Origin of the sequence: Streptomyces sp. WG7 (assembly GCF_049975785.1) — a bacterium.
GTDB lineage: Bacteria > Actinomycetota > Actinomycetes > Streptomycetales > Streptomycetaceae > Streptomyces.
The window spans coordinates 1-17,937 of record NZ_JBNGGE010000080.1; the positions used below are offsets into that span (position 1 = coordinate 1).

Consider the following 17,937-nt stretch of genomic DNA (forward strand, 5'->3'; position numbering starts at 1 on the left):
TCACCCCGCTTCCGGCCTCGTCGCCACCTGATGCCCGCACCTCACCACCGGGCCGAAATAACCGTCCGCTTCACCCCCTGGGAGTAGATCACCGGCGCCACGGACCGACCTGCCACGGCCTGAGCACCGCCCGGAACCCGGCCCCACCACACCTCGACACACCGTCAGACGCCCACACACCCAACAACGTGAACAAAGCCTCCTCTATGGATGCGCCGCCAGCCAGGTCCGCCAGACGTGACGCGTATTGGGCACCTCGGGACGGTCCAGGAGCCAGAGAACGTACCGGGCATGGCGCTGTGCCCATGGGTTGTCCGAACAGGCGGCTCTTTCAAGCCTGCTGCGCAGGTCCTCACTGTCCACGGCCCGGGCCACGCGCACGTACTCGCGGTCCTTGCAGCGGTAGGGCCGCTGAACGACGGTCTCGACCAGTTCCACAAGCCTGCTTCTGACCGTCTCATCGTGGTGAGCGGCAGCCACGTCCCGAATGAGGCTTTGCTTCGTGCCCCACGACTTGGCATACCGTGTCCACTCCTGCGGATACCTCGCCTCCCACTCCAGGAAGCACAGCGCGTAGGGAAGACCCGGCCACGTGCTGAGGTCGGGACCGGCCGGCCGGTCCCACAACCCACCAGGCAACGAATACCTCAGGGTCTTCAGGTAGTTTCTGTGCGCCGCCTGCCGCCCCAGCGAATACCTGCGACGCCACGCCCTGTTGTACCGATCCAGAGCCTCCTGAGTGTTCCTCTCGGCGTCAGCCAGACGGACAAGCGCCGCAGCACGTTCAGCCGGATCGCTTGCCACCAGCCCGAACGCCCACCCCAGCCGCTCGTGCCACACGTCGGTACCATCCACGCCCACGCCCGTATCCGCATCCCTCTTCACCCGGCAGATCATGCTCTACCTCAAGCCACCATTGCTTTCATTTATCCAGTCATGCACAGCACCGTCCGGCGTCGGCAGCACGGTGACATGACAAGGTCCCTGCCTTCGTGACAACTACCGTGCTTCGGTTCATTGGTCCGGGGCTCGCGGGCTGTTCGGGGCGTGGCTGCTACAGCTCGAACTCGAGGTGCTCGATGTCCGTGAACCGGACCTCCTCCAGACTGCCGGCGCGTCGGCCGCCGTCCTGGAAGTACACCTCCTTGAGGGCTTCGGCGGCGATCTCCTGGAGGCGGGCGTCGCCGGCGCCCTGCTTCTGGGCGTCGAAGAGGCGGGCGGCGTAGACGGGCGGCAGAGCGACGGTCAGGTGCCGGATGCGGTCCTGATCGGTGGACCCGATCGGCGCGGTGTAGCCGAGGCGGGCGCGGGTGTCGATGACGATGCCGTCGGTGGTGGCCGCCTTCGCCTTGGCCTTGGCCCGGATCTGGGGCTGCCAGCGGGCCTTCACCTCGTTCTCCAGGCGCGCGGCGAGGTCGGGGCGGGGCTTTTTGATCTGGTCCTTCACGTACCGTTCGACGGTGCGCTGGGAGATCCGCAGCATCTGGGCGACTGCTCGGGTGCCCTTGAGCTGCTTGACCAGGTAGCGCATCTGCGCGGGCGCGCTCTTGGGTGCCGGGCGGGTGAACGCCTTCTGCACCGCGGCCTCCAGGCCGTCCCCGAACCGGCTCATCGTGGCCTTCTCCTACTCTCCGTTGTCGATGTCGATGTCGGTGACGGTGCCGTCCTTGATGTACCGGGCGAGGTTGAGCTCCGGCGCGTTGAACCGCTCGCGGACCTCCTCGCCCCACAGGACGGACTGGGTGCCCTCGTGCTTGACCAGGCCCGGGTTGATGCCGAGCTTGAAGCCGCCGGGCAGCGGCTTGCCGTCCCGGTAGGGCAGGAAGTCCAGCGGACTCTCGCCGCCCGCGGCGTAGACGACGCAGTCGGACAGGACCGCGATGGGGTACTGCCCGGTGAACGCCGCGTGTTTGACGATCTTGCGATGCAGGTTGATCCGCGTACGGGAGATGACCGCCGCCCGGATGTCCGGCCGCCACGTCGGCCGGGACAGCGCGCGCCACGGCTCACCCGGCCGCCAGCCCTCGCCCCGGGGCCGCTCGCGGAGCTTGCCCAGGCCGCCCTTGACCGTCGCCTTGACCGCCGAGACGACGATCGCCAGCTCCGGGTCACGCTCCTTGTAACCGTCCATCGCCGCGAGGAAGTCGGCCGGGGCGAGGTCGGCGTCCACGCCGAGGTCGGCCATCGTGGCGAGGTAGGCGTCACGGAGCCGGTTGTACCAGCCGTCCAGGTAGCGGCCGTTCTCGTAGCGCACCCATGCCTCCAGCGGGCGCACCTCGTAGCCCAGCTCCACCGCGTACGCCACGGTCGGCGTCGCGTACCAGGCCGGGCCGTCGGGCCGCTCGCCCTTCGGCGTGAACGGGGAGGGCAGCAGGCTGCCGTCCAGCTGCACCCACTCCTTGCCGGCCTTCACCTTCGACAGGTCGACGTGGCTGAGGTCGACCAACCACGAGCCGGGCAGCTTCGGGTCGAACGCGGGGGCCTTGACGTGCGTCGCCTCACCGAGGCCGACGGTCAAGCCGTTGGCGCCGGCCGCGAAGGCCATGTTGACGTCGATGCCGACCAGGTGGCGCAGGGTGCACTCCGCGTCGGTCATCGGCCGCGCCCAGTCGAACGCCTCCTCGAACAGCTTCTCGCCGGGGCCGCGCACGTGGAACCGCGGGAGGTCCTTGAGGACGGGGTGCCCGTCGGGGACCTCGCACGGCGGGAAGTTCATCGGGTCGATGGCGTCCTTGCCGAGCGAGCCGGGGTTGTGCTCGGAGTGCCGTTTGCCGTCGGCGTCGGGCTCGGAGGCCCGGGTCGGCGGGTGCAGGGCGGTCATCAGCTCCAGGCCGGTCACGGCGGTGGAGCCGCGCGGTGTCATCACGCGGGAGGCGTACACGCCCAGGACGCGGGCGAGTTCGGCGGGCGGGAGCTGCCCGGCCGCGCCCCAGTGCCGGGTGTCGAGCGCGTTCCACGACGGGATGCACAGCTGCACGCAGGCCCGCTCCGAACCGGCGGCGGGGCGGTAGATCCGCGCCCACGGGCCGAAGCCGCGCTTGGTCAGCTTCCACTCCGCGCGCGCGAGCTGCTTGATGACCTTGTGGCCCTCCGGGATCCGTCCGGCGTGCTTCTCCTCCTCCGTGAGCGTGACGGGAAGGCCGTAGCGCTCGAGGGCGGCCTCGGTGAGGACGATCAGCGGGTCGGCGTCCTTGCCCGGCCCGGACAGCTTCGGCGCCCCGAGCCTGGCCTCGCGCAGCGTCCAGTCGACCAGGGCCGGGATGCTCTTGGCGGGCACGTCCAGGACCAGGCCGCCGGTGCAGTACGCCAGCACCTGCCCGTCCTCGACGTCGACGACCGCGAGCGGACCGTTCTCGAACCGCGGATCGGCGGAGCCTGCCGGGGTACCGGCCGGGGCCGCCTTCTTCGCACCCGGGAGGCGCGACGTCGACGACGGCTTGGTGGTGCGCACCTGACGCGGCGCGGCCGCCGGAGCAGCGGCAACGGGAGCAGGGGCAGGGGTCTGGGTGTTCCCGGTCGCAGTCATGACCGCGGCCTCGGACGCCTCCCCTGTGGACAGAGTCCGCGCTTCCGCAGGGCCGGCGAAGCCCGCCGGGCGGGGCGCGCCGGGAGAGGGGGAGAGGGATGCGGTGAGTTCGTCGAGTACAGCGGCCGGCACGATACCCGCCGGGTCGACGGCGCCGGCGAAGCCGGCGGGCACCGGGGCCGCCGGCTTCGCCGGCGTTGCGGGTGCGGGGTAGAGCTCCGAGAGCTGCCGCAGCAGCCGCGCGTACGCCTCACGCTCCGGGCCGCGCGGCTCGGTCGGTTTCTTCATCGACTCCCAGGCGGACACCGTGGCCCGACGCACCTTCAGCGCGCCGGCGACTTCGTCCAGCGTCAGGCCGTGCGCGGTGCGCAGCCGCTTGCGCTCCTCCGCCGGCGGCAGCGGGGAACGGGACGCGACCAGCGCGTCAACCGCGTCGAACAACTCGGACATGGACCACCTCCTGACCAATACCCTATCCCCATCCCGCTCCTTTGCCGTACGTATCGCGTACGAAAGGCGTACGAGCGTGGGTGGGTGATCCTGGCCGGGGAAGGGCCGGAAATCATCGCGTCACGCGAAGTCCATGTGGGGAGATACGAGCGGTCGCATTGCCCGGAGTAACCAGGGGGTCACGTGGGGTGGAAAGGCGCGTTCGACGACGCGATGAAGGAACTGACGGCGATACGGCACCAACTCCAACGTCTCGACGACCCGACGGTCGGGCTGACCGCACTGCACGGCGAGGTCACACAGAGCCGCCTGAAGATCCTGGAAAAGATCGAGGGGGGCGTCACCGGACTGCGCGAGGAGAACCGTGAGGTACGCCGACGCCAGGACCGGATGATCAGCGACCTGAACGAGACGCGGGGCGAGCTTCGGGAACTGCTGGATCTGGTCGACGTCCTGCGCCCCCTTGCGCTGGCAGCCGATGCCGGCGATGACGCGCAGATGCGTTCCGAGGAGACTGCGCCGCCGGCGGCGGAGCCTGGGGCGGAGGCCGACCACGGCTCCACCGACCCTGCCGCAGCGCATCCAGCCGACTCATCCGACACCGACACCGACACCCAGGGGGGAACCGTGGAGAACACTGAGCGCCGGCCGCAGCCCGAGGACGGGCGCCAGGAGCAGGACCTCGCTCTGAAGAACGCCATCGAGGCCGCTTACCAAGGGGGCACCGGCGCTTCCCACGCCCAGCCTTCCGGTGCCACACCACAGGCATCCGTCGGCGCGGAGAACCCGCAAGTCGGCCGCGGTGTCCTTCTGCTGAAGGCCGCCGGCGTGGCCTCGGCGGAACTGATCGCGCACCGCGACACCTGGGAGTGGCTCGCCGCCCTGGCCGTCGACCACAGTCACTTCCGCACCCCGCCCGCTGTGGAGGACTTCAAGGAAGGCCGCGTCCGGACCGTCCTGTCCGGGCGCTCCCTCATCGCCCTGCTGATCGAGCTGTGGAACACCCGCTCCACCGCCACCCCGCTGGAGGGCGACTGGGCCATGGCCGTGACCTCCTACAACCGCATCGCGTCCGAACTCGCCGACGTCACCGGACAGGGCGAGACCATTCGCATCGTCCTGGACGACGGCCTCCCCCACGAGCCCCACGACCCCCGCGACGCCGGCGCCTGATCGGCACTGCCTGCCAGCGAACAGGCGATGGCCGCCCGGATCAGGACGGCCATCATGGCGCCGGCTCCTTCCCCGCTGCCGGTTGCGGCGGGAGCCCCGCGGCGTCGGGCTCCGCCCCGGCCGGACGCTCATCAGCGGCCCGCAGCGGGACGTACACCGCCCGGGGCCAACGGGTCGCGTCGAAATCCGGGTCGTCCTTCCACGACATTGCGAACTGGCGAAGGTGGTTCCAGGCGTCCCGGTGATCCTCCAGGTCTCGGTCCAGATCGGTGTCGTGGGCTAAGGAGGCATGGATGGCGTCGCGCGTCATGTCGACGGCCGTCTCCAGGGCGAGGGCGGCTCGGCGCTCCTCACTGCCCGCCGGTGGGAAGCTCAATGATCACGGATGGGGGTTACACAGCGCCACTGACATGCCCAGGTGTCTGCCTCTGCGTAATGAGTGCAGGTCAAGTGGGATCCTCGGGTCGAGCGCCCGACCTGACGGCGGAATCCAGCCTGAGACGCGGGCTTCATCTGCACTGCTGCCTGGGTCTGCGAAGATGGCGACGGCGGCCGACCCCACTAACGCTGGGGCCGGCCGCCGCCTCTCGTCTACGGCCGTAACTCGCAGCGGCCGGTGGATACTCAGGTGAGGTGGTCGAAGGCGCCCGCCTTCACGCCTGCCAGCAGAGCCCCGATCTCCCCCCGTGTGTAGACGAGTGGGGTCTGCTCGGGCCGCTTGGAGTCGCGCACGGCGACCAGGTCGCCGATCACGCCGAACTCCACGCAGTTGTCGTTGCCCCCGCTGAACGGGCTCTTCTCCCAGGTGACGCCGGAGAAGTCCAGCTCGGCGGGGTTGGGCTTGGTGTCGCTCACTTACAGCTCCTTGAGCATGTCCTTGATTCGGCTGCGGGTCTCGGGCGGGCCGAGGGCCGTGGCCCGCAGATGGTCGAAGACCTCGGTGTAGCGCCCCACATCGTCCGATCCCTCGAAGTACACCGAGTTCGTCAGATTCTCCACCCAGACCACGTTCGGGTTGGGCTCGGGGAAACTCATGAGCATGAACGACCCGTACAAGCCGGGATGGAACCCGGCGTCGAAAGGTAGAAGCTGCAGCGTGATGTTCGTGCGGGGCTCGACGTCCAGCAGGTGTCCGAGCTGTTTCTTCAGGACGGCGGGCTTCGACTCGATCCGGCGGAAGGCGGCCTCGTCGATGACCGCCCACAGCTTCGGGGCGTCATCGCGGACCAGCAGGGACTGGCGCTTCATCCGCACGTCCACCAAGTCCTGGATTTGCTTGGCGTCCAGGTCGACACGCATCGCGGTGATCACCTGGCGGGCGTATTCGGGCGTCTGCAGCAGCCCGGGGACCAGCAGGGGCTCGTAGGACCGCAGGGTGGTCGCGCTCTGCTCCAGCTCCAGATAGCCGCCGTACTGGGTGGTGTTGATGACGGCGGAGTACTTGCGCCACCACTTCTGTTTCTGGGCCTGATCTGCGCGGACCAGGTCCAAGACGTCCTCCCGGACGCCCGGGTCGGTGACGCCGTAGCAGTCGAGTAGGGCCTTCACCAGGACCGGTGTGGTGCCGCGGTCGCCGTTCATGATGCGGCTGAGCGAACCCTGATTGACCTCGATAATGGCGCCGACCTCGGCCAGCGTCTTGCCGGAGTCGTCCTGTAATTCCTTCAACCGGGCCGCGAGTTGACGTCGGTAGATGGACTTGGGGGCGGGCTTCCTCTTCCAGGCCATGGCGACAGTGTGGCCCCTACTCGAGGCGTGGACAACCAATCTGGGGAATGTTGATTGGGAATATTGCCCAACTCGGTTGGTCTGGGGCATCCTGGCTAACGGTTGCGAGGCGTGATGACTCCATCGCGCTTCGTGTCATATGCCGTTGCCTTGCGCCGACTTCCTGGGGCGAATCACCGCTCTGGGGGCCGACGTGCCGACCCACAGCTCGAGCCCGGCCCGACTCCTCGGCCGGCTGCCCGTTCTGTCGACTGGGGAGCACGCCATGCACGAAGCCCAGGCCCACATCGGACCTACCGCCGTTACGCCGCAGGCATCCTGCGGCTTCTACTTAGTGCACCATGACGCCGGGTTTGCCCTGCACATGAGTGCGAGCCAGGAGCATCTGCACCATATGCGGGCCGTGGTGTTCAAGACGGTCACTGGGGCGGGGATGGACGAGGAGGTCGCGGAGTCGGCCCGACTGGTGGCCAGCGAACTGGTCGGCAACGCGGTGCGGTTGTGCGGCCCCTGGGCCCCGGTGGTCGTCCAGGTCTATCCGCACGAGGACCACGTGCTGGTGCAGGTGCACGACCCGGAGCCGGGAGCTCTGCCTGAGCGGCGCGAGCAGGCCCCGGAAAGTGCCGAGGCCGAGGCCGGTCGGGGGCTGTGGATTCTCGACGCGCTCGCCCCGGGGTGGACCGTGAAGCCGACGCCGGTAGGCAAGCAGATCACCTGCACCCTGCCTGCCCCCGCTCTCCTGAGCGTCTGACGCATCTTCCGGCCTGCGGGCAGCCCCTTCCTCTGGGCCGCCCGCAGGGCCGGGCCGCACGACCGCCCTCGGCGCCCTGGGGGCGCTCGTACGGCGGGCACCCCCTTCCTCCTCCTTGAGGGCGGTGCCCTTCGCGGTCCGGCCGCTGCCGCAAACCCATGCCGACGGCCGGGCCGCCCCCTGAAGCGCTGCACGACCGGCATCACCTTCAGCCCCAACCACTCATGATCTGGAGGTACTTGATGGAGATTGTTCCCACCCGCATGATCGGCGCCGACGCCCTCACCGTCCGCCCCGGCCGCCCGCTCGTCGGCACGGTCCGGGTGGATGGCTCGAAGAACGCGGCCTTGCCGCTGCTGGCCGCCGCCGCGTCCCTCCGCCGCGGCGTGCACCTGTCCGGCGTCCCCGCCAGCGCCGACGTCCAGACGATGCTCGCTCTGCTCCAGCGGTGCGGCTACCGCATCGCCCACCCGGTCTCCGAGCCCGGAGCTGTGATCGTGCTGCCCCACGGCGGCCCCGTTGAGGTTGAGCTGGCGGACGCCGCCCGGATCCGGGCCTCCTACTACCTCGTGTCGCCGCTGCTGGCCGCCTGCGGTCAGGCCGTGCTGCCCTGGCCGGGCGGCTGCCAGATCGGCGACCGCGGGATGGACCTGCACTTCACCGTGTACGAGGCGTTCGGCGACACCGTCCTGCTGGACGACAACGGATACCGCGTACGCGCCGCTGACTGGGCCCGCGACAAGGTCGTCCTGAGCCTGCCGTTCCGCTCGCGCGGAGCGAGCATCGCCGCAATGTGCCGGGCGGTCGCCTCCGGCAGCCGCCTGGAACTGGGCAACCCGAACCTGTCCCCGGAGACCACCGGCGTGCTCGCCGCCTTATCGGCCGCCGGATGGGCGGCCCACGCCAGCAACGAGAAGATCACGCTGGACCCGCCGCCGGGCGTCCCGACCGACACCGTCGCCTGGATGGTCCCTGGCGACAAGACCGAGGCAGGCACGCTGGCCTGCGCCATCCCGGTCACCGGCGGCGAAGGCCGCATCGAGGGCGTGAACGGACCCGACCTCAAGGCCCTTGCGGGCCTGCTGGGCTGGGCCGGTATCCCCGTCACCCTCGCCCCCGACGCGATCACCGTCCACCAGGCCCGCATGGTCAGCGGACGGCCACTGCGGGCGATCGCCTCACTCACCCCGGACGGCCTGGATGCCGACTTCGAACCCGCGCTGATGGCGCTGGCCCTCACCCTGCCCGGCATCCACCTGTTTTCCGACGACATCAACCCTGGACGCCACGGCAACCTCATTTCCCAACTCGCCTCCCTCGGCGCCGTGATCGAAGAACTCTCGCCCACCCAGTGCCGCCTGGCCGGCCCCCAGCGCCTTAACGGCACCGGTGTGAAAGCCACCGACATCCGCACCGGCTCCGCCCTGCTGATCGCCGCCCTGAATGCCCGCGGCACCACCACCGTCAGCGGCCTCGACCAGCTGCGACGCGGACATGCCGACCTGCCCACCAAGCTCCGCACGCTCGGCGCCGACCTCACCGAGGTACCGCGATGACCAGGACCTTCACTCAGATCGTGGCCACCACCGACGTCCACTCCACCCTCGACCGCGCAGACAGCCTGCTTCCACACCTGCACGGCCTGGGGCCGACCTCGCTGATCGCCGACTGCGGCGACTTCTTCGAGGGCACCGGCTACTACCAGCTGGGCAGGGGAGCCATCGAGCGGGAGATCCTCACCACGCTCTACGACGTGCTGGCCCCCGGCAACCACGGCTGGCCCCACTACTTCGAGCCCGGCCTGCGCGAGATGACCGTGTGCGCCACACCGTCGACGCCACCACCGGCCAGCCGCTGTTCGACCGCCTCCGCATCATCACCGTGCACGGCCGCCAGGTCGCCGTCACCGCCGTGATGGGCCCGCAGGCGTTCGACACCATCCGCGCCGACCAGCGGGCCGGGCACCGCGTCACCGACCCCGCGACCGCCTTGCGCGGGCTGATGCTGGAACACCACCACCACGTGGACTCCTGGGTGGTGCTGTCCCACTCCGGCTTCGACGAGGACCTCAAGCTCGCCGTCGCCTGCCCGTTCGTCGACGTCATCTTCGCCGGCCACTGCCACAGCGACACCTACGGGCCGGTAAACGTCGGCGACACCCTCGTGGTCAAGGGCCGCGAGCTCGCCGCCGGATACGCCGCCGCCGAACCCGTCAGCTCCGGATGGGCCGCCCGCACCGCCACCTTCCCCGCCCCCGCTATGGTGCCGGACGACCTCGCCGTCCTGACGGAGAAGATCGCCGTCACCGGCCGGATGCTCACCGCCCGCCTCGGCACCATCAACGAGCCCTACCGCGACACCGACCTCGACCGACACCGACTCCTCCAGGACGTCGCGGACCGGCTGCACACGGGCCTCGGCGCCGACGCCGTCATCCTCAACGACACCACCCTGCGGCCCACGTGCCTCAGCGACGTGCTCACGCTCGGGGACCTGCTGGTCATCGAGCCGTTCGACAACCAGCTCGTCCACGCCTTCCTCCCCGACGCGGGCAGGCAGGGCTTGGACCGGCTGCTGACGCACCTGACCGAGCAGGTCGGGCCACTGGCCCTCGCACCGCAGTCGCTGCCTGAGGGCATCCGGTCCGTGCTGACCACCGACTACCTCGCTGACACCTACCTCGGCGGACGCACCCACCAGGCCGGCCTCCGCCTCGGCCAGGCCGTCGCCCGCACCGTCGCCACCCCACTGCCCGAGAAGAAGGAAGGCGCCCGATGATCCTCACCGGACCCGAGATCACCCAGGCTGCCCACGACGGACGGCTAACGATCGACCCGTTCGAGGCGGGCCAGGTCAACCCCAACAGCTACAACGTCCGCCTCGGGCCTACCCTGCTGACCTACACCACCCCGGTCATCGACGCCCACGAGGCGAACCCGACCTGCGCGGTCGAGATCGGCCCGGGCGGGTACGTGCTCCAGCCCGGCGAGCTCTACCTCGGCCACACCCTCGAACAGGTCGGCTCGAATACCTTCGTCCCGCTGCTGTTCGGTCGCTCCTCCGTCGGCCGGCTCGGCCTGTTCGTCGAAATCACCGCCCCCATCGGTGACATCGGCTTCCACGGGCAGTGGACCCTGATGCTTTCCCCGATCCGGCCCCTTCGCGTGTACGCGGGGATGAAGGTCGGGCAGATCATGTTCTTCGTCTCCAGCGGAGACATCGACCTGTACGAGGGGAAGTACCAGGCGGCCAGGGGCCCGCAGCCCTCCCGCTACTGGCGGGACGCGGCCCGCATCCGGGCGGTGGCCCCGTGATCCTCACCGGCCCCGCGATCGCCGCCGCCGTCCACACCGGCGAGATCACCATCGACCCCTTCGACTCCGCCCGGCTCTCCCCGAACGCCTACGACTGGCGTCTGGGCGAGACGATCCGCGTCTGCGACGGCGACCTGGATGCCGCTGCCCCCACCGCCTTCACCGAGGAGACCATCCCCGCCGCCGGCCTAATCCTTCAGCCCGGACTGCTCTACCTCGGCGTCACCCACGAGCGGACCGGCTCGGAGACGTTCGCGCAGATGCTCAACGGCGATCGCACCATCGGCTCCTTGGGTATCTGGGTGCACGTCTCCGCCCCGCTCGGCCACCAGGGTCACGCGATCCGATGGACCTTGGAGATCCGCGCGGCCAAGCCGGTCCATGTCTACGCGGGCATGACCTTCGGCAAGCTCGTGTTCCTCACCGCCTTCGGCACCCTGGCCAGCTACCAGCAGCAGATCGCCAAGTACGCAGCCACCGACGGCATCGACATCTCCCGCCTCTACGAAGAGATCGAAGGAACCAGCCGATGAGCCCCCTCGTCAGACCCGTTCCGGGGCCACTGGCCGCCACCTTCCTGGACCTGCCCGCCGGAAGCCCCGGCGGTAGCGTCGAACTCTTCCTCGACCTCTACACCGGCCACCGGCCCCTCATCCCCGCACGGGCCTTCATGCTCGCCCCCACCGGCCCCCGGCCCCGGACCCCGGCCGGACTCGACCTGCTGACCGTGCCCGGAAAGTGCCTGGAAGGCCCGGCCTTCGGCCGGTACGTCGCCGCCTTGCGTCAGGCCCTCAGGGCGGCGATCGACCCGACCCAGATCAGAGTCTTGCACCTGCACCACCTCGCCTTCGGAGCCACACCGGCGCTAATGAGAGCCCTGCCCGCACATCCCCGCATCGCCCTGATCCACGGCACCGACCTGATCTTCGCCGAGGCCCACCGCGACCAGCTCCAGGTCCTTTGCGAGACCGCCCGGGCCGCCGACGCCATCGTCGTCCCCACCGGCGCGATGGCCGACCACCTCCTCAAGCTCGCCCCGCAGGTCGACCGCCGCAAGATCACCCACATCCCCTGGGGCATTCCCGACCACCTCCTCACCACTCCGCCCACCCGGCCCGCCCGTACCTCGATGAGCCACCTGCGGCTGCTGTACGCGGGCCGGCTGACCGCCGAGAAGGGGGCTGCGGCCCTGCTCAGGAGCCTGGCCCCGGTCCAGGGGGTCGAACTGTCGATCGCCGCCCCCAGGGCCCAGTTCCACGCGTTGGCGCCGCTGCTGCGACGGGCTGGGGTGAGGGCCCGCTATCTCGGCTGGCTCCGCCGCCCCCAGTTGTGGAAGGCGTTCACCGAGCACGACGTGCTCGTCATGCCGTCGATCACCCTGGAAGCCATGGGCCTGGTCGCGCTGGAAGCCCAAGCTTGCGGGCTGCCCGTTCTCTACCAGCCGGTGCCGGGTCTGAGCGAGGCCCTGGCCGCGTCCGGGGTGGCGACCGACTTCACCCACTCCGCCGCCCTAGCCCGCGACCTCGAGCGGCTGCGGACCTCCCCCGGCTTGCTGCCCGCTCTGCGGCAGGCCGGATACGCCAACGCCGCCCGCTATCCTCTCTCAGCGACCGCCCAGGCGCTGGGCGAACTCGGCCACCAGTTCACCTGAACTGCCCTTCCCAGGCCCTCCCCCGGCGGCTGCTAGACGCTAGATGCCTGGTCACAGCGCTGGATCTAGCGGCGGGAGCCGCTAGATCCAGCACTCCCGCTAGCAGAGCCGCGGCGACGCCACTCCCGTTGCGGCCGATGACCGACACGCCATTGCCCGGCCCGCCCCACCTGCGTCACTACGCTGACCGGCGGGATGCCCACGGCGAACAGGGAGACCATGACGTACGCAACCGACCGCATCGCAGCCCTGCTGGACGAAGGCGTCCGCGACAAGGTCTACCCCGGAGCCGTGTGAGCCGTCGGCGACAGCGCGGGCATCCGCGCTCAGGGCACCACCGGCGTACTCGACCCGGACGAGCCGGACGCGCCGATGCGGCTCGACACCGTCTTCGACGCCGCCAGCTTGACCAAGATCCTCGCCGTGTGGTCCTCCATCGGAGCCCTGTGGGAGGACAGCGTCCTGGACCTCGACGCCCCGCTCGGCTCCTTCTGGGACGAGGTCACCGGGCACCCGCTCGGTACGGCCACCGCCCGGCAGCTGCTGACCCACACCGCGGGTGCCCCGCTGCGGGCCCAGCTGAAGAACCTCTACGGCACCGATCCGCAGGCTATCCGCGCCGGCGTGCTACACGAGGGCCTGCACCGGCCGCCCGGTGAAGCAGTGGAGTACACCGACCGGGCCGCCCTCATCCTCGGCTACCTCGCCGAACACCTCTCCGGCCAGAGCCTCGACCAGCTCGCCGAGGCGCGAACCTGGCACCCGCTTGGCATGGACGCCACCCGCTTCGGCCCGCTGCCCGCCGAGATTGCCGCCCGCTGTGCGCCGACCGAGCTCGAGCAGGACACCGACACCCACCTCAAGGGCACCGCCCACGACTTCTCGGCCCGCCTGCTGGGCGGCGTGTGCGGCATCGCTGGCGCCTTCACCGTCCTCGACGACCTCGCCGCCTTCCTGCGCTACATGCTCGACTCCTCAACCGCCCGCGCCGAGGCCGGATTCGGTGCCGAGTGGACCTCCTACTCGCTGACCATCCACACCGGCGGTCTGCAGCCCGAGCGCGGCCTGTTCTGGCACCCTGCCCCCGGTTCCAGCGACGATGACGACATCTGGGTGCACTACGGGTTCACCGGCACCGGCATGTGGCTCTCTCCCGCAAAGGATCAGTGGGCCGTCCTGCTCACCAACAAGCTTTACTACACCCGCGACCGCCAGCCGCTGACAGACATCCGCAACGCGTTCCGTGAACTCGCCTTCACGTAACGGCGGCTCCAGGACCGGGGACTACACGCCGCAGCTTGGAACGGGGATTGTAGTCCAGGGCGTGCCAGGCGGCTTCCAGGAAGGTGGCCTTCACCTCGGCACACTCGTCGGGCGCGGTCAGGAAGTCGTCATCGGCTAGCGTGACGCGGGTGCCGGGCTGGTAGAAGGGGGGGGACAGCTCCGACGAGGTTCTCGACCGCGATCAGGACCGTGATGGGGGCACACAGGCGTATGCCGAGCAGTGCGGCGTGCACCTCGTGCTGGGCCTGGGTGTAGTTCCTCCATGCCTCGTCGCGGAGTTCCACGAGGCGGGCGTGTAACCGGCGCAGGCGTCGGTCCTGTGCGGCTTCAGCGTCCGGCGCCGGTAGAAGTAGAGCACCTGGGTCTCGATTGCGTGGGCGATGGCGTCGAGGAAGCGGCGGTAGCTCTGGGCTCGGTCCTCGGCGCTTCCGACGCCTGCGACGCCGGCAGGACGGTAGCGGCTGAGGGCGCTGGCGACACGGATGGCTGCGGGGGCAAGAGGTTCCATCCCGCTGCTCTACAACGGCCTTCGCTCTGCCGGTGGGGCCACCTGTGGCACACATTCCGTGAGAACGATCAATGGCGTTGGATTTCGTCACCACTTGCAGGCCATGCCGTTCAATCAGCCCAGCCTTCGGTGTTGGAGAAGGATGCGTAGGAGTAGCGGGTATCGCGGTCCCACTCCTCCCCGATGATTCGCTTGTATGCCCGGTCCGGGGTGTAGAGCAGAGGCTCGGCCCAGATGAGATCGGTAGCGTAAGGAGTGAAGGCCCCGAAGGGTCCTGGAGGACGCTGTCGAATTCGGTGCGGCCGGCGGCGACGACCGCGGCACGGGTGTAGAGGAAGGCATCTCCTCCCAGGTCGTGGCGGTACTCCTTGCGGTCCAGCCGGTGAAGCGCCCATGACAGTTGTTCGGCAAAGCCGATGACCAGCGACAGCGGGGACTGGGCAAGCCGCTCGGTGAGCGTGGCTGCAAGGAGTACGGTGTCCGGGTCAGATTCCGTGGGCCTGCAGTCCTCGATGAGCTGCCAGAAGGCGCCTTCGTTCATGCCCGCGAGCATGCCGCAGCGGTTTGACAGTCCTGGCTCCGGGTCACCCGTTTGCTGCGGCTGTGAGAAGGACGCGTTTGCGGAGCAGGGGGAGCTTGGCTCGTCCGAACATCTGGCGTTTGACCATTTTTATGTGATTGACGCGGCCCTCGAAGGGGCCGGAGTTCCAGCGTGTGCTCAGGCCTTGGAGCACGGCATCCCAGACTTTCTCCAGGCCAGTGGCGAAGGCATGCAGTCGGGGCAGGTCTGCGGTGCGGACGGCGATGATCCAGTCTTTGAGGTGCTGACCGGAGCGGGTTTGAAGGATCTCTACGAGGCCGCGGACGTGCTCGTGGAGGGCCTTCAGTTCAGGGCAGTGGCAAGTAGGGCGGCGAACTGTTGGCGGGGTCCGTCATCGGACGCCCTCCGTCCCGTCCGCGGCTGCCGCTTGCTGCCTGCTCATGCGACGTGCAGCTTCTTGCGGCGGTCGCGGGCCAGTTGCTCGCGGTAGTCCTCGACGGCCTGGTGGTAGCGCTCCACGAAGTACGGGTCGTCCAGCCGGTCGGCGGGGTCCATAGCCTCAATAGCGGCCCGGGCATCTGCTGGTGTCTCGTAGGCAGCGAGCATCGCGTTGATGCGGTAGACACCGTTGCGCTGCTTCTTCACCAACCGAGCCAGTATCAGCTCCCGAAGACCGGAGGTGACGCTGGGCCGGCTCAGGCTGAGCAGCTCGGCGATCTGGCTCTGACCCATTTCCACCCGCCCGCCGGGCTCGCTGCGGGAGCGCAAGGTGAACAGGACGCGATACGCCGGCCCCGGCAGGTCCAGGGCCGCGACGACCCCCTCCGCGTTGACCGGTGTGACCAAGAGTCCCCTGCTCACCGATCGCCCTCCTTCTGTGACTTCGTCGCCGCGAAGCGCTCCCGCCGTTCCCGTCGCTTGCGAGCACGCTCTTCGCGGAACTCTTCGATCGCCTCGCGCATGTGCTCCAGCGAGGGAAACCGGACGAGATCCGGCAGCGCTGCGGCCCGCAGTTCTGCCAGAGCGTCAGCCTGGTCCACCTGAACATACTCTGTGCTGCCGTCGGACAGTCGGACCAGTTCAGCCGCGACGTAGGAGTAGGGCGGATTGAACTGGTAGACCCCACGTGAGCGCTTGATCACGATTCCGTGGCTCATGACCTCCCGCAGCGACTCGTTCACCTTCTGGCGAGGAACGTCCAGAATCTGCGCCATGTCGTCCTGCGTGAGTGGGATCCGTCCCCCGGCTCGCTGTCCTGCGATCAGCAACAGGATCAGCCGCAGCGGCAGTGCCTCCCGGTAGTACTGGGCGATCACTAGGAAGAACTCCAGCGCCACCATCGCGAAGGCGTTGGGACGCTCAGGGGCGGAGAAGAACTCCAGTTGCTGACGCTGGCGTCCAACGATGATGTCCCGGCCTGGATAGGTCCGAGCCAGATCGTCCAGACCCTCGATCCTCCGCAGTCGCTCTCCGAACGCCCGCAGCGGGTCATCCGGCGCCAGGCCTGGGTGCGGCGCGGGCCTGGCCGCGCGTCGGCGGGGCTGTGACTCGGACACGAGCAGCTCTCCAAAGTTCCAAGATCCGGGCGTGTAGCAACGTAGCAGAAGGTCAGTACTTCTGACTTCAAGGTCGGCATTCCTGACCTCGGGCGAGTCTTGTGTCGCCCCAGGGGTGACACATCTCCTGCACAGTCTCCTGCACCAACTCCTGCGTACGGGGCAACCGTGAGATCTCGAGACGGGGTGACCTCCCGGCGCAAGAAGTCAGCACTGCTGACCTTTTGCGCGAGTTGAGGTCAGGAATGCTGACCTTTCTAGGGAGTTGTGTCTCCTCACGAGGGGCATTCGACCGTGCAAGTGTCCCTCCTGAGGTGTCACAAGCGCCTCATCCGCAACGCTTTGACCAGCAAAAACGTGGGTTCCCTCCCTATCTAGGTTGTGCAAAAAGCCTGAGGACCGGACCTCCCCGTGGCTGAGGCGGCTTCGCGTGCGGCTCCGCGGACAACTGCGGGCCATAGGTGGCACCAACGGCTCTGAGTCTCGGGTGGTGCCGGCCGTGACGAACAGACATCAGCAAGGCGTGGCTGGGGCCGGACTTGGGTTCCGCCGCACGGCCCCAGGGGCCGCGCGGCTGCTGTACCTCCGCACGCCGCCTCTCAAGTGCACGCTGTCTGAGGTGCCTTTCTGGGGCTTGGCCTGGACAACGGGAAGCGTGACCAGCCACCGGAACGGCCCGAGTTCGATCCCCACCGAAAAAGGGAGCTGGATCAGGTGCCATGTCCCGTCCGCCCCTGACTAAGCTACGTGCTGGCTAGCCTGAGACCGCGTCGCCGTCGGCGGCTGTACCGCGAGAGGAAGTCAATGACGGACCAGGCAACGCGGCCTCCAGCCACCTCGGACCCCAGCACCCTCAGGCTGGATTTCCGGCACGTCCACCGCCTCAATGACCCTGCCGAAGACGGCGTCCAGACCTGGCAGATCTCCCTCCTCGCCGACGACGACGAACCGGTGGCCGGGTCTGATGCAGGTTCGGGTGACAGGTTGAGTCACGCGTCTGGAGGGCCGGTGTGGTCATGACGGTCTCGAATTCGACGGGGGTCAGTCGGCCGAGTGCGGCTTGCCGGCGACGGCGGTGGTAGGTCCGCTCGATCCAGGTCACGATGGCGATCCGTAGTTCCTCGCAGGTGGCCCACTTCCTGCGGTCGAGGACGTTCTTCTGCAGCAGGCTGAAGAAGGACTCCATGGCCGCGTTGTCGCCGGCTGCCCCGACCCTCCCTATCGATCCGGCCATCCGGTGACGGTCGAGCGCCCGGACGAACTTCCGGGACCTGAATTGCGAGCCGCGATCGGTGTGCAGAATGCATCCGTCGACGTTTTCACGCCGGGCCACGGCGTTGTCCAAGGCGGTCACGGCCAGGCGGGACTTCATTCGCGTGTCGAGGGAGTAGCCCACGATCCTGTTGCTGAAGACATCCTTGATCGCGCAGAGATACAGCTTGCCGTTGCCGGTGG

Annotated in this window: 16 protein-coding genes and 4 pseudogenes; 9 read left to right on the plus strand and 11 right to left on the minus strand. The window is 68.9% G+C overall.

What is annotated here, in order from left to right; translation table 11 throughout:
* Window positions 1-87, plus strand: a pseudogene (locus ACP4J0_RS37170) (IS6 family transposase); the annotation flags it as partial.
* Window positions 88-204: 117 nt separating this feature from the next.
* Here ACP4J0_RS37170 and ACP4J0_RS37175 read toward each other — a convergent pair.
* From ACP4J0_RS37175 to tap, 3 genes are all read right to left on the minus strand, one after another.
* A complete protein-coding gene (locus tag ACP4J0_RS37175) occupies window positions 205-885 on the minus strand; it encodes a hypothetical protein (RefSeq protein ID WP_426603652.1) in 681 nt (226 codons plus the stop codon).
* A 169-nt stretch (window positions 886-1,054) separates the two neighbouring features.
* Window positions 1,055-1,612: a telomere-protecting terminal protein Tpg gene (gene tpg, locus ACP4J0_RS37180; protein ID WP_426603653.1), complete on the minus strand. Its 558-nt coding sequence runs from the start codon at window positions 1,610-1,612 to the stop codon at window positions 1,055-1,057.
* Between the two features lie 12 nt (window positions 1,613-1,624).
* Window positions 1,625-3,976 (minus strand): telomere-associated protein Tap, encoded by a 2,352-nt coding sequence (tap, locus tag ACP4J0_RS37185; protein ID WP_426603655.1) that lies wholly within the window; start codon window positions 3,974-3,976, stop codon window positions 1,625-1,627.
* A gap of 183 nt (window positions 3,977-4,159) precedes the next feature.
* Here tap and ACP4J0_RS37190 point away from each other — a divergent pair, with 183 nt between their 5' ends.
* Complete coding sequence (locus tag ACP4J0_RS37190) at window positions 4,160-5,149, plus strand: hypothetical protein (protein ID WP_426603657.1); 990 nt, start codon at window positions 4,160-4,162, stop codon at window positions 5,147-5,149.
* 52 nt (window positions 5,150-5,201) lie between these two features.
* Here the strand turns inward: ACP4J0_RS37190 and ACP4J0_RS37195 are convergent, their stop codons facing one another.
* The 3 genes from ACP4J0_RS37195 to ACP4J0_RS37205 form a co-directional block, all read right to left on the minus strand.
* Window positions 5,202-5,459 (minus strand): hypothetical protein, encoded by a 258-nt coding sequence (locus ACP4J0_RS37195; protein WP_426603659.1) that lies wholly within the window; start codon window positions 5,457-5,459, stop codon window positions 5,202-5,204.
* Between the two features lie 314 nt (window positions 5,460-5,773).
* Window positions 5,774-6,004: a DUF397 domain-containing protein gene (locus ACP4J0_RS37200; protein ID WP_426603661.1), complete on the minus strand. Its 231-nt coding sequence runs from the start codon at window positions 6,002-6,004 to the stop codon at window positions 5,774-5,776.
* Window positions 6,005-6,877 carry a helix-turn-helix domain-containing protein gene (locus tag ACP4J0_RS37205; RefSeq protein ID WP_426603663.1) on the minus strand — a complete coding sequence of 291 codons (873 nt, stop codon included), beginning with the start codon at window positions 6,875-6,877 and terminating at the stop codon, window positions 6,005-6,007.
* 265 nt (window positions 6,878-7,142) lie between these two features.
* On the opposite strand from ACP4J0_RS37205, the gene ACP4J0_RS37210 reads away from it, so the two are divergent.
* The 7 genes and pseudogenes from ACP4J0_RS37210 (at window position 7,143) to ACP4J0_RS37240 (ending at window position 13,856) form a co-directional block, all read left to right on the plus strand.
* Entirely contained in the window at window positions 7,143-7,628 is a 486-nt protein-coding gene (locus ACP4J0_RS37210; protein ID WP_426603665.1) for an ATP-binding protein, read from the plus strand.
* Between the two features lie 242 nt (window positions 7,629-7,870).
* Window positions 7,871-9,184 (plus strand): UDP-N-acetylglucosamine 1-carboxyvinyltransferase, encoded by a 1,314-nt coding sequence (locus ACP4J0_RS37215; protein WP_426603667.1) that lies wholly within the window; start codon window positions 7,871-7,873, stop codon window positions 9,182-9,184.
* Window positions 9,181-10,406: pseudogene (locus tag ACP4J0_RS37220) on the plus strand (metallophosphoesterase). Before ACP4J0_RS37215 ends, ACP4J0_RS37220 begins: the two are co-directional and overlap by 4 nt.
* Window positions 10,403-10,942 (plus strand): dCTP deaminase, encoded by a 540-nt coding sequence (dcd, locus tag ACP4J0_RS37225; protein WP_426603669.1) that lies wholly within the window; start codon window positions 10,403-10,405, stop codon window positions 10,940-10,942. The pseudogene ACP4J0_RS37220 and the gene dcd overlap by 4 nt, the downstream one beginning before the upstream one ends.
* Window positions 10,939-11,475 (plus strand): dCTP deaminase, encoded by a 537-nt coding sequence (locus ACP4J0_RS37230; protein WP_426603671.1) that lies wholly within the window; start codon window positions 10,939-10,941, stop codon window positions 11,473-11,475. The genes dcd and ACP4J0_RS37230 overlap by 4 nt, the downstream gene beginning before the upstream one ends.
* Window positions 11,472-12,593 carry a glycosyltransferase family 4 protein gene (locus tag ACP4J0_RS37235; RefSeq protein WP_426603673.1) on the plus strand — a complete coding sequence of 374 codons (1,122 nt, stop codon included), beginning with the start codon at window positions 11,472-11,474 and terminating at the stop codon, window positions 12,591-12,593. The genes ACP4J0_RS37230 and ACP4J0_RS37235 overlap by 4 nt, the downstream gene beginning before the upstream one ends.
* A gap of 219 nt (window positions 12,594-12,812) precedes the next feature.
* A pseudogene (locus tag ACP4J0_RS37240) lies at window positions 12,813-13,856 on the plus strand (serine hydrolase domain-containing protein).
* A 128-nt stretch (window positions 13,857-13,984) separates the two neighbouring features.
* Here the strand turns inward: ACP4J0_RS37240 and ACP4J0_RS37245 are convergent.
* From ACP4J0_RS37245 to ACP4J0_RS37265, 5 genes and pseudogenes are all read right to left on the minus strand, one after another.
* Window positions 13,985-14,938 carry a DUF4240 domain-containing protein gene (locus ACP4J0_RS37245; RefSeq protein ID WP_426603675.1) on the minus strand — a complete coding sequence of 318 codons (954 nt, stop codon included), beginning with the start codon at window positions 14,936-14,938 and terminating at the stop codon, window positions 13,985-13,987.
* A gap of 31 nt (window positions 14,939-14,969) precedes the next feature.
* Window positions 14,970-15,272 (minus strand): transposase, encoded by a 303-nt coding sequence (locus ACP4J0_RS37250; protein ID WP_426603681.1) that lies wholly within the window; start codon window positions 15,270-15,272, stop codon window positions 14,970-14,972.
* A 92-nt stretch (window positions 15,273-15,364) separates the two neighbouring features.
* Window positions 15,365-15,787, minus strand: coding sequence for a MarR family transcriptional regulator (locus ACP4J0_RS37255; RefSeq protein ID WP_426603677.1), 423 nt, complete (start codon window positions 15,785-15,787; stop codon window positions 15,365-15,367).
* Window positions 15,784-16,482, minus strand: a complete 699-nt coding sequence (locus ACP4J0_RS37260; RefSeq protein ID WP_426603679.1) for a hypothetical protein — start codon at window positions 16,480-16,482, stop codon at window positions 15,784-15,786. The genes ACP4J0_RS37255 and ACP4J0_RS37260 overlap by 4 nt, the downstream gene beginning before the upstream one ends.
* Before the next feature lie 1,009 nt (window positions 16,483-17,491).
* Window positions 17,492-17,937 (minus strand): annotated as a pseudogene (locus ACP4J0_RS37265) (transposase); the annotation flags it as partial.

Bases quoted from the DNA above. Each gene is read 5' to 3' on its own strand.
- ACP4J0_RS37205 (WP_426603663.1), bottom strand. From the start codon at position 6,877: ATGGCCTGGAAGAGGAAGCCCGCCCCCAAGTCCATCTACCGACGTCAA.
- ACP4J0_RS37245 (WP_426603675.1), bottom strand. From the start codon at position 14,938: ATGCTCGCGGGCATGAACGAAGGCGCCTTCTGGCAGCTCATCGAGGAC.
- tap (WP_426603655.1), bottom strand. From the start codon at position 3,976: ATGTCCGAGTTGTTCGACGCGGTTGACGCGCTGGTCGCGTCCCGTTCC.
- tpg (WP_426603653.1), bottom strand. From the start codon at position 1,612: ATGAGCCGGTTCGGGGACGGCCTGGAGGCCGCGGTGCAGAAGGCGTTC.
- ACP4J0_RS37215 (WP_426603667.1), top strand. From the start codon at position 7,871: ATGGAGATTGTTCCCACCCGCATGATCGGCGCCGACGCCCTCACCGTC.
- dcd (WP_426603669.1), top strand. From the start codon at position 10,403: ATGATCCTCACCGGACCCGAGATCACCCAGGCTGCCCACGACGGACGG.
- ACP4J0_RS37210 (WP_426603665.1), top strand. From the start codon at position 7,143: ATGCACGAAGCCCAGGCCCACATCGGACCTACCGCCGTTACGCCGCAG.
- ACP4J0_RS37235 (WP_426603673.1), top strand. From the start codon at position 11,472: ATGAGCCCCCTCGTCAGACCCGTTCCGGGGCCACTGGCCGCCACCTTC.
- ACP4J0_RS37195 (WP_426603659.1), bottom strand. From the start codon at position 5,459: ATGACGCGCGACGCCATCCATGCCTCCTTAGCCCACGACACCGATCTG.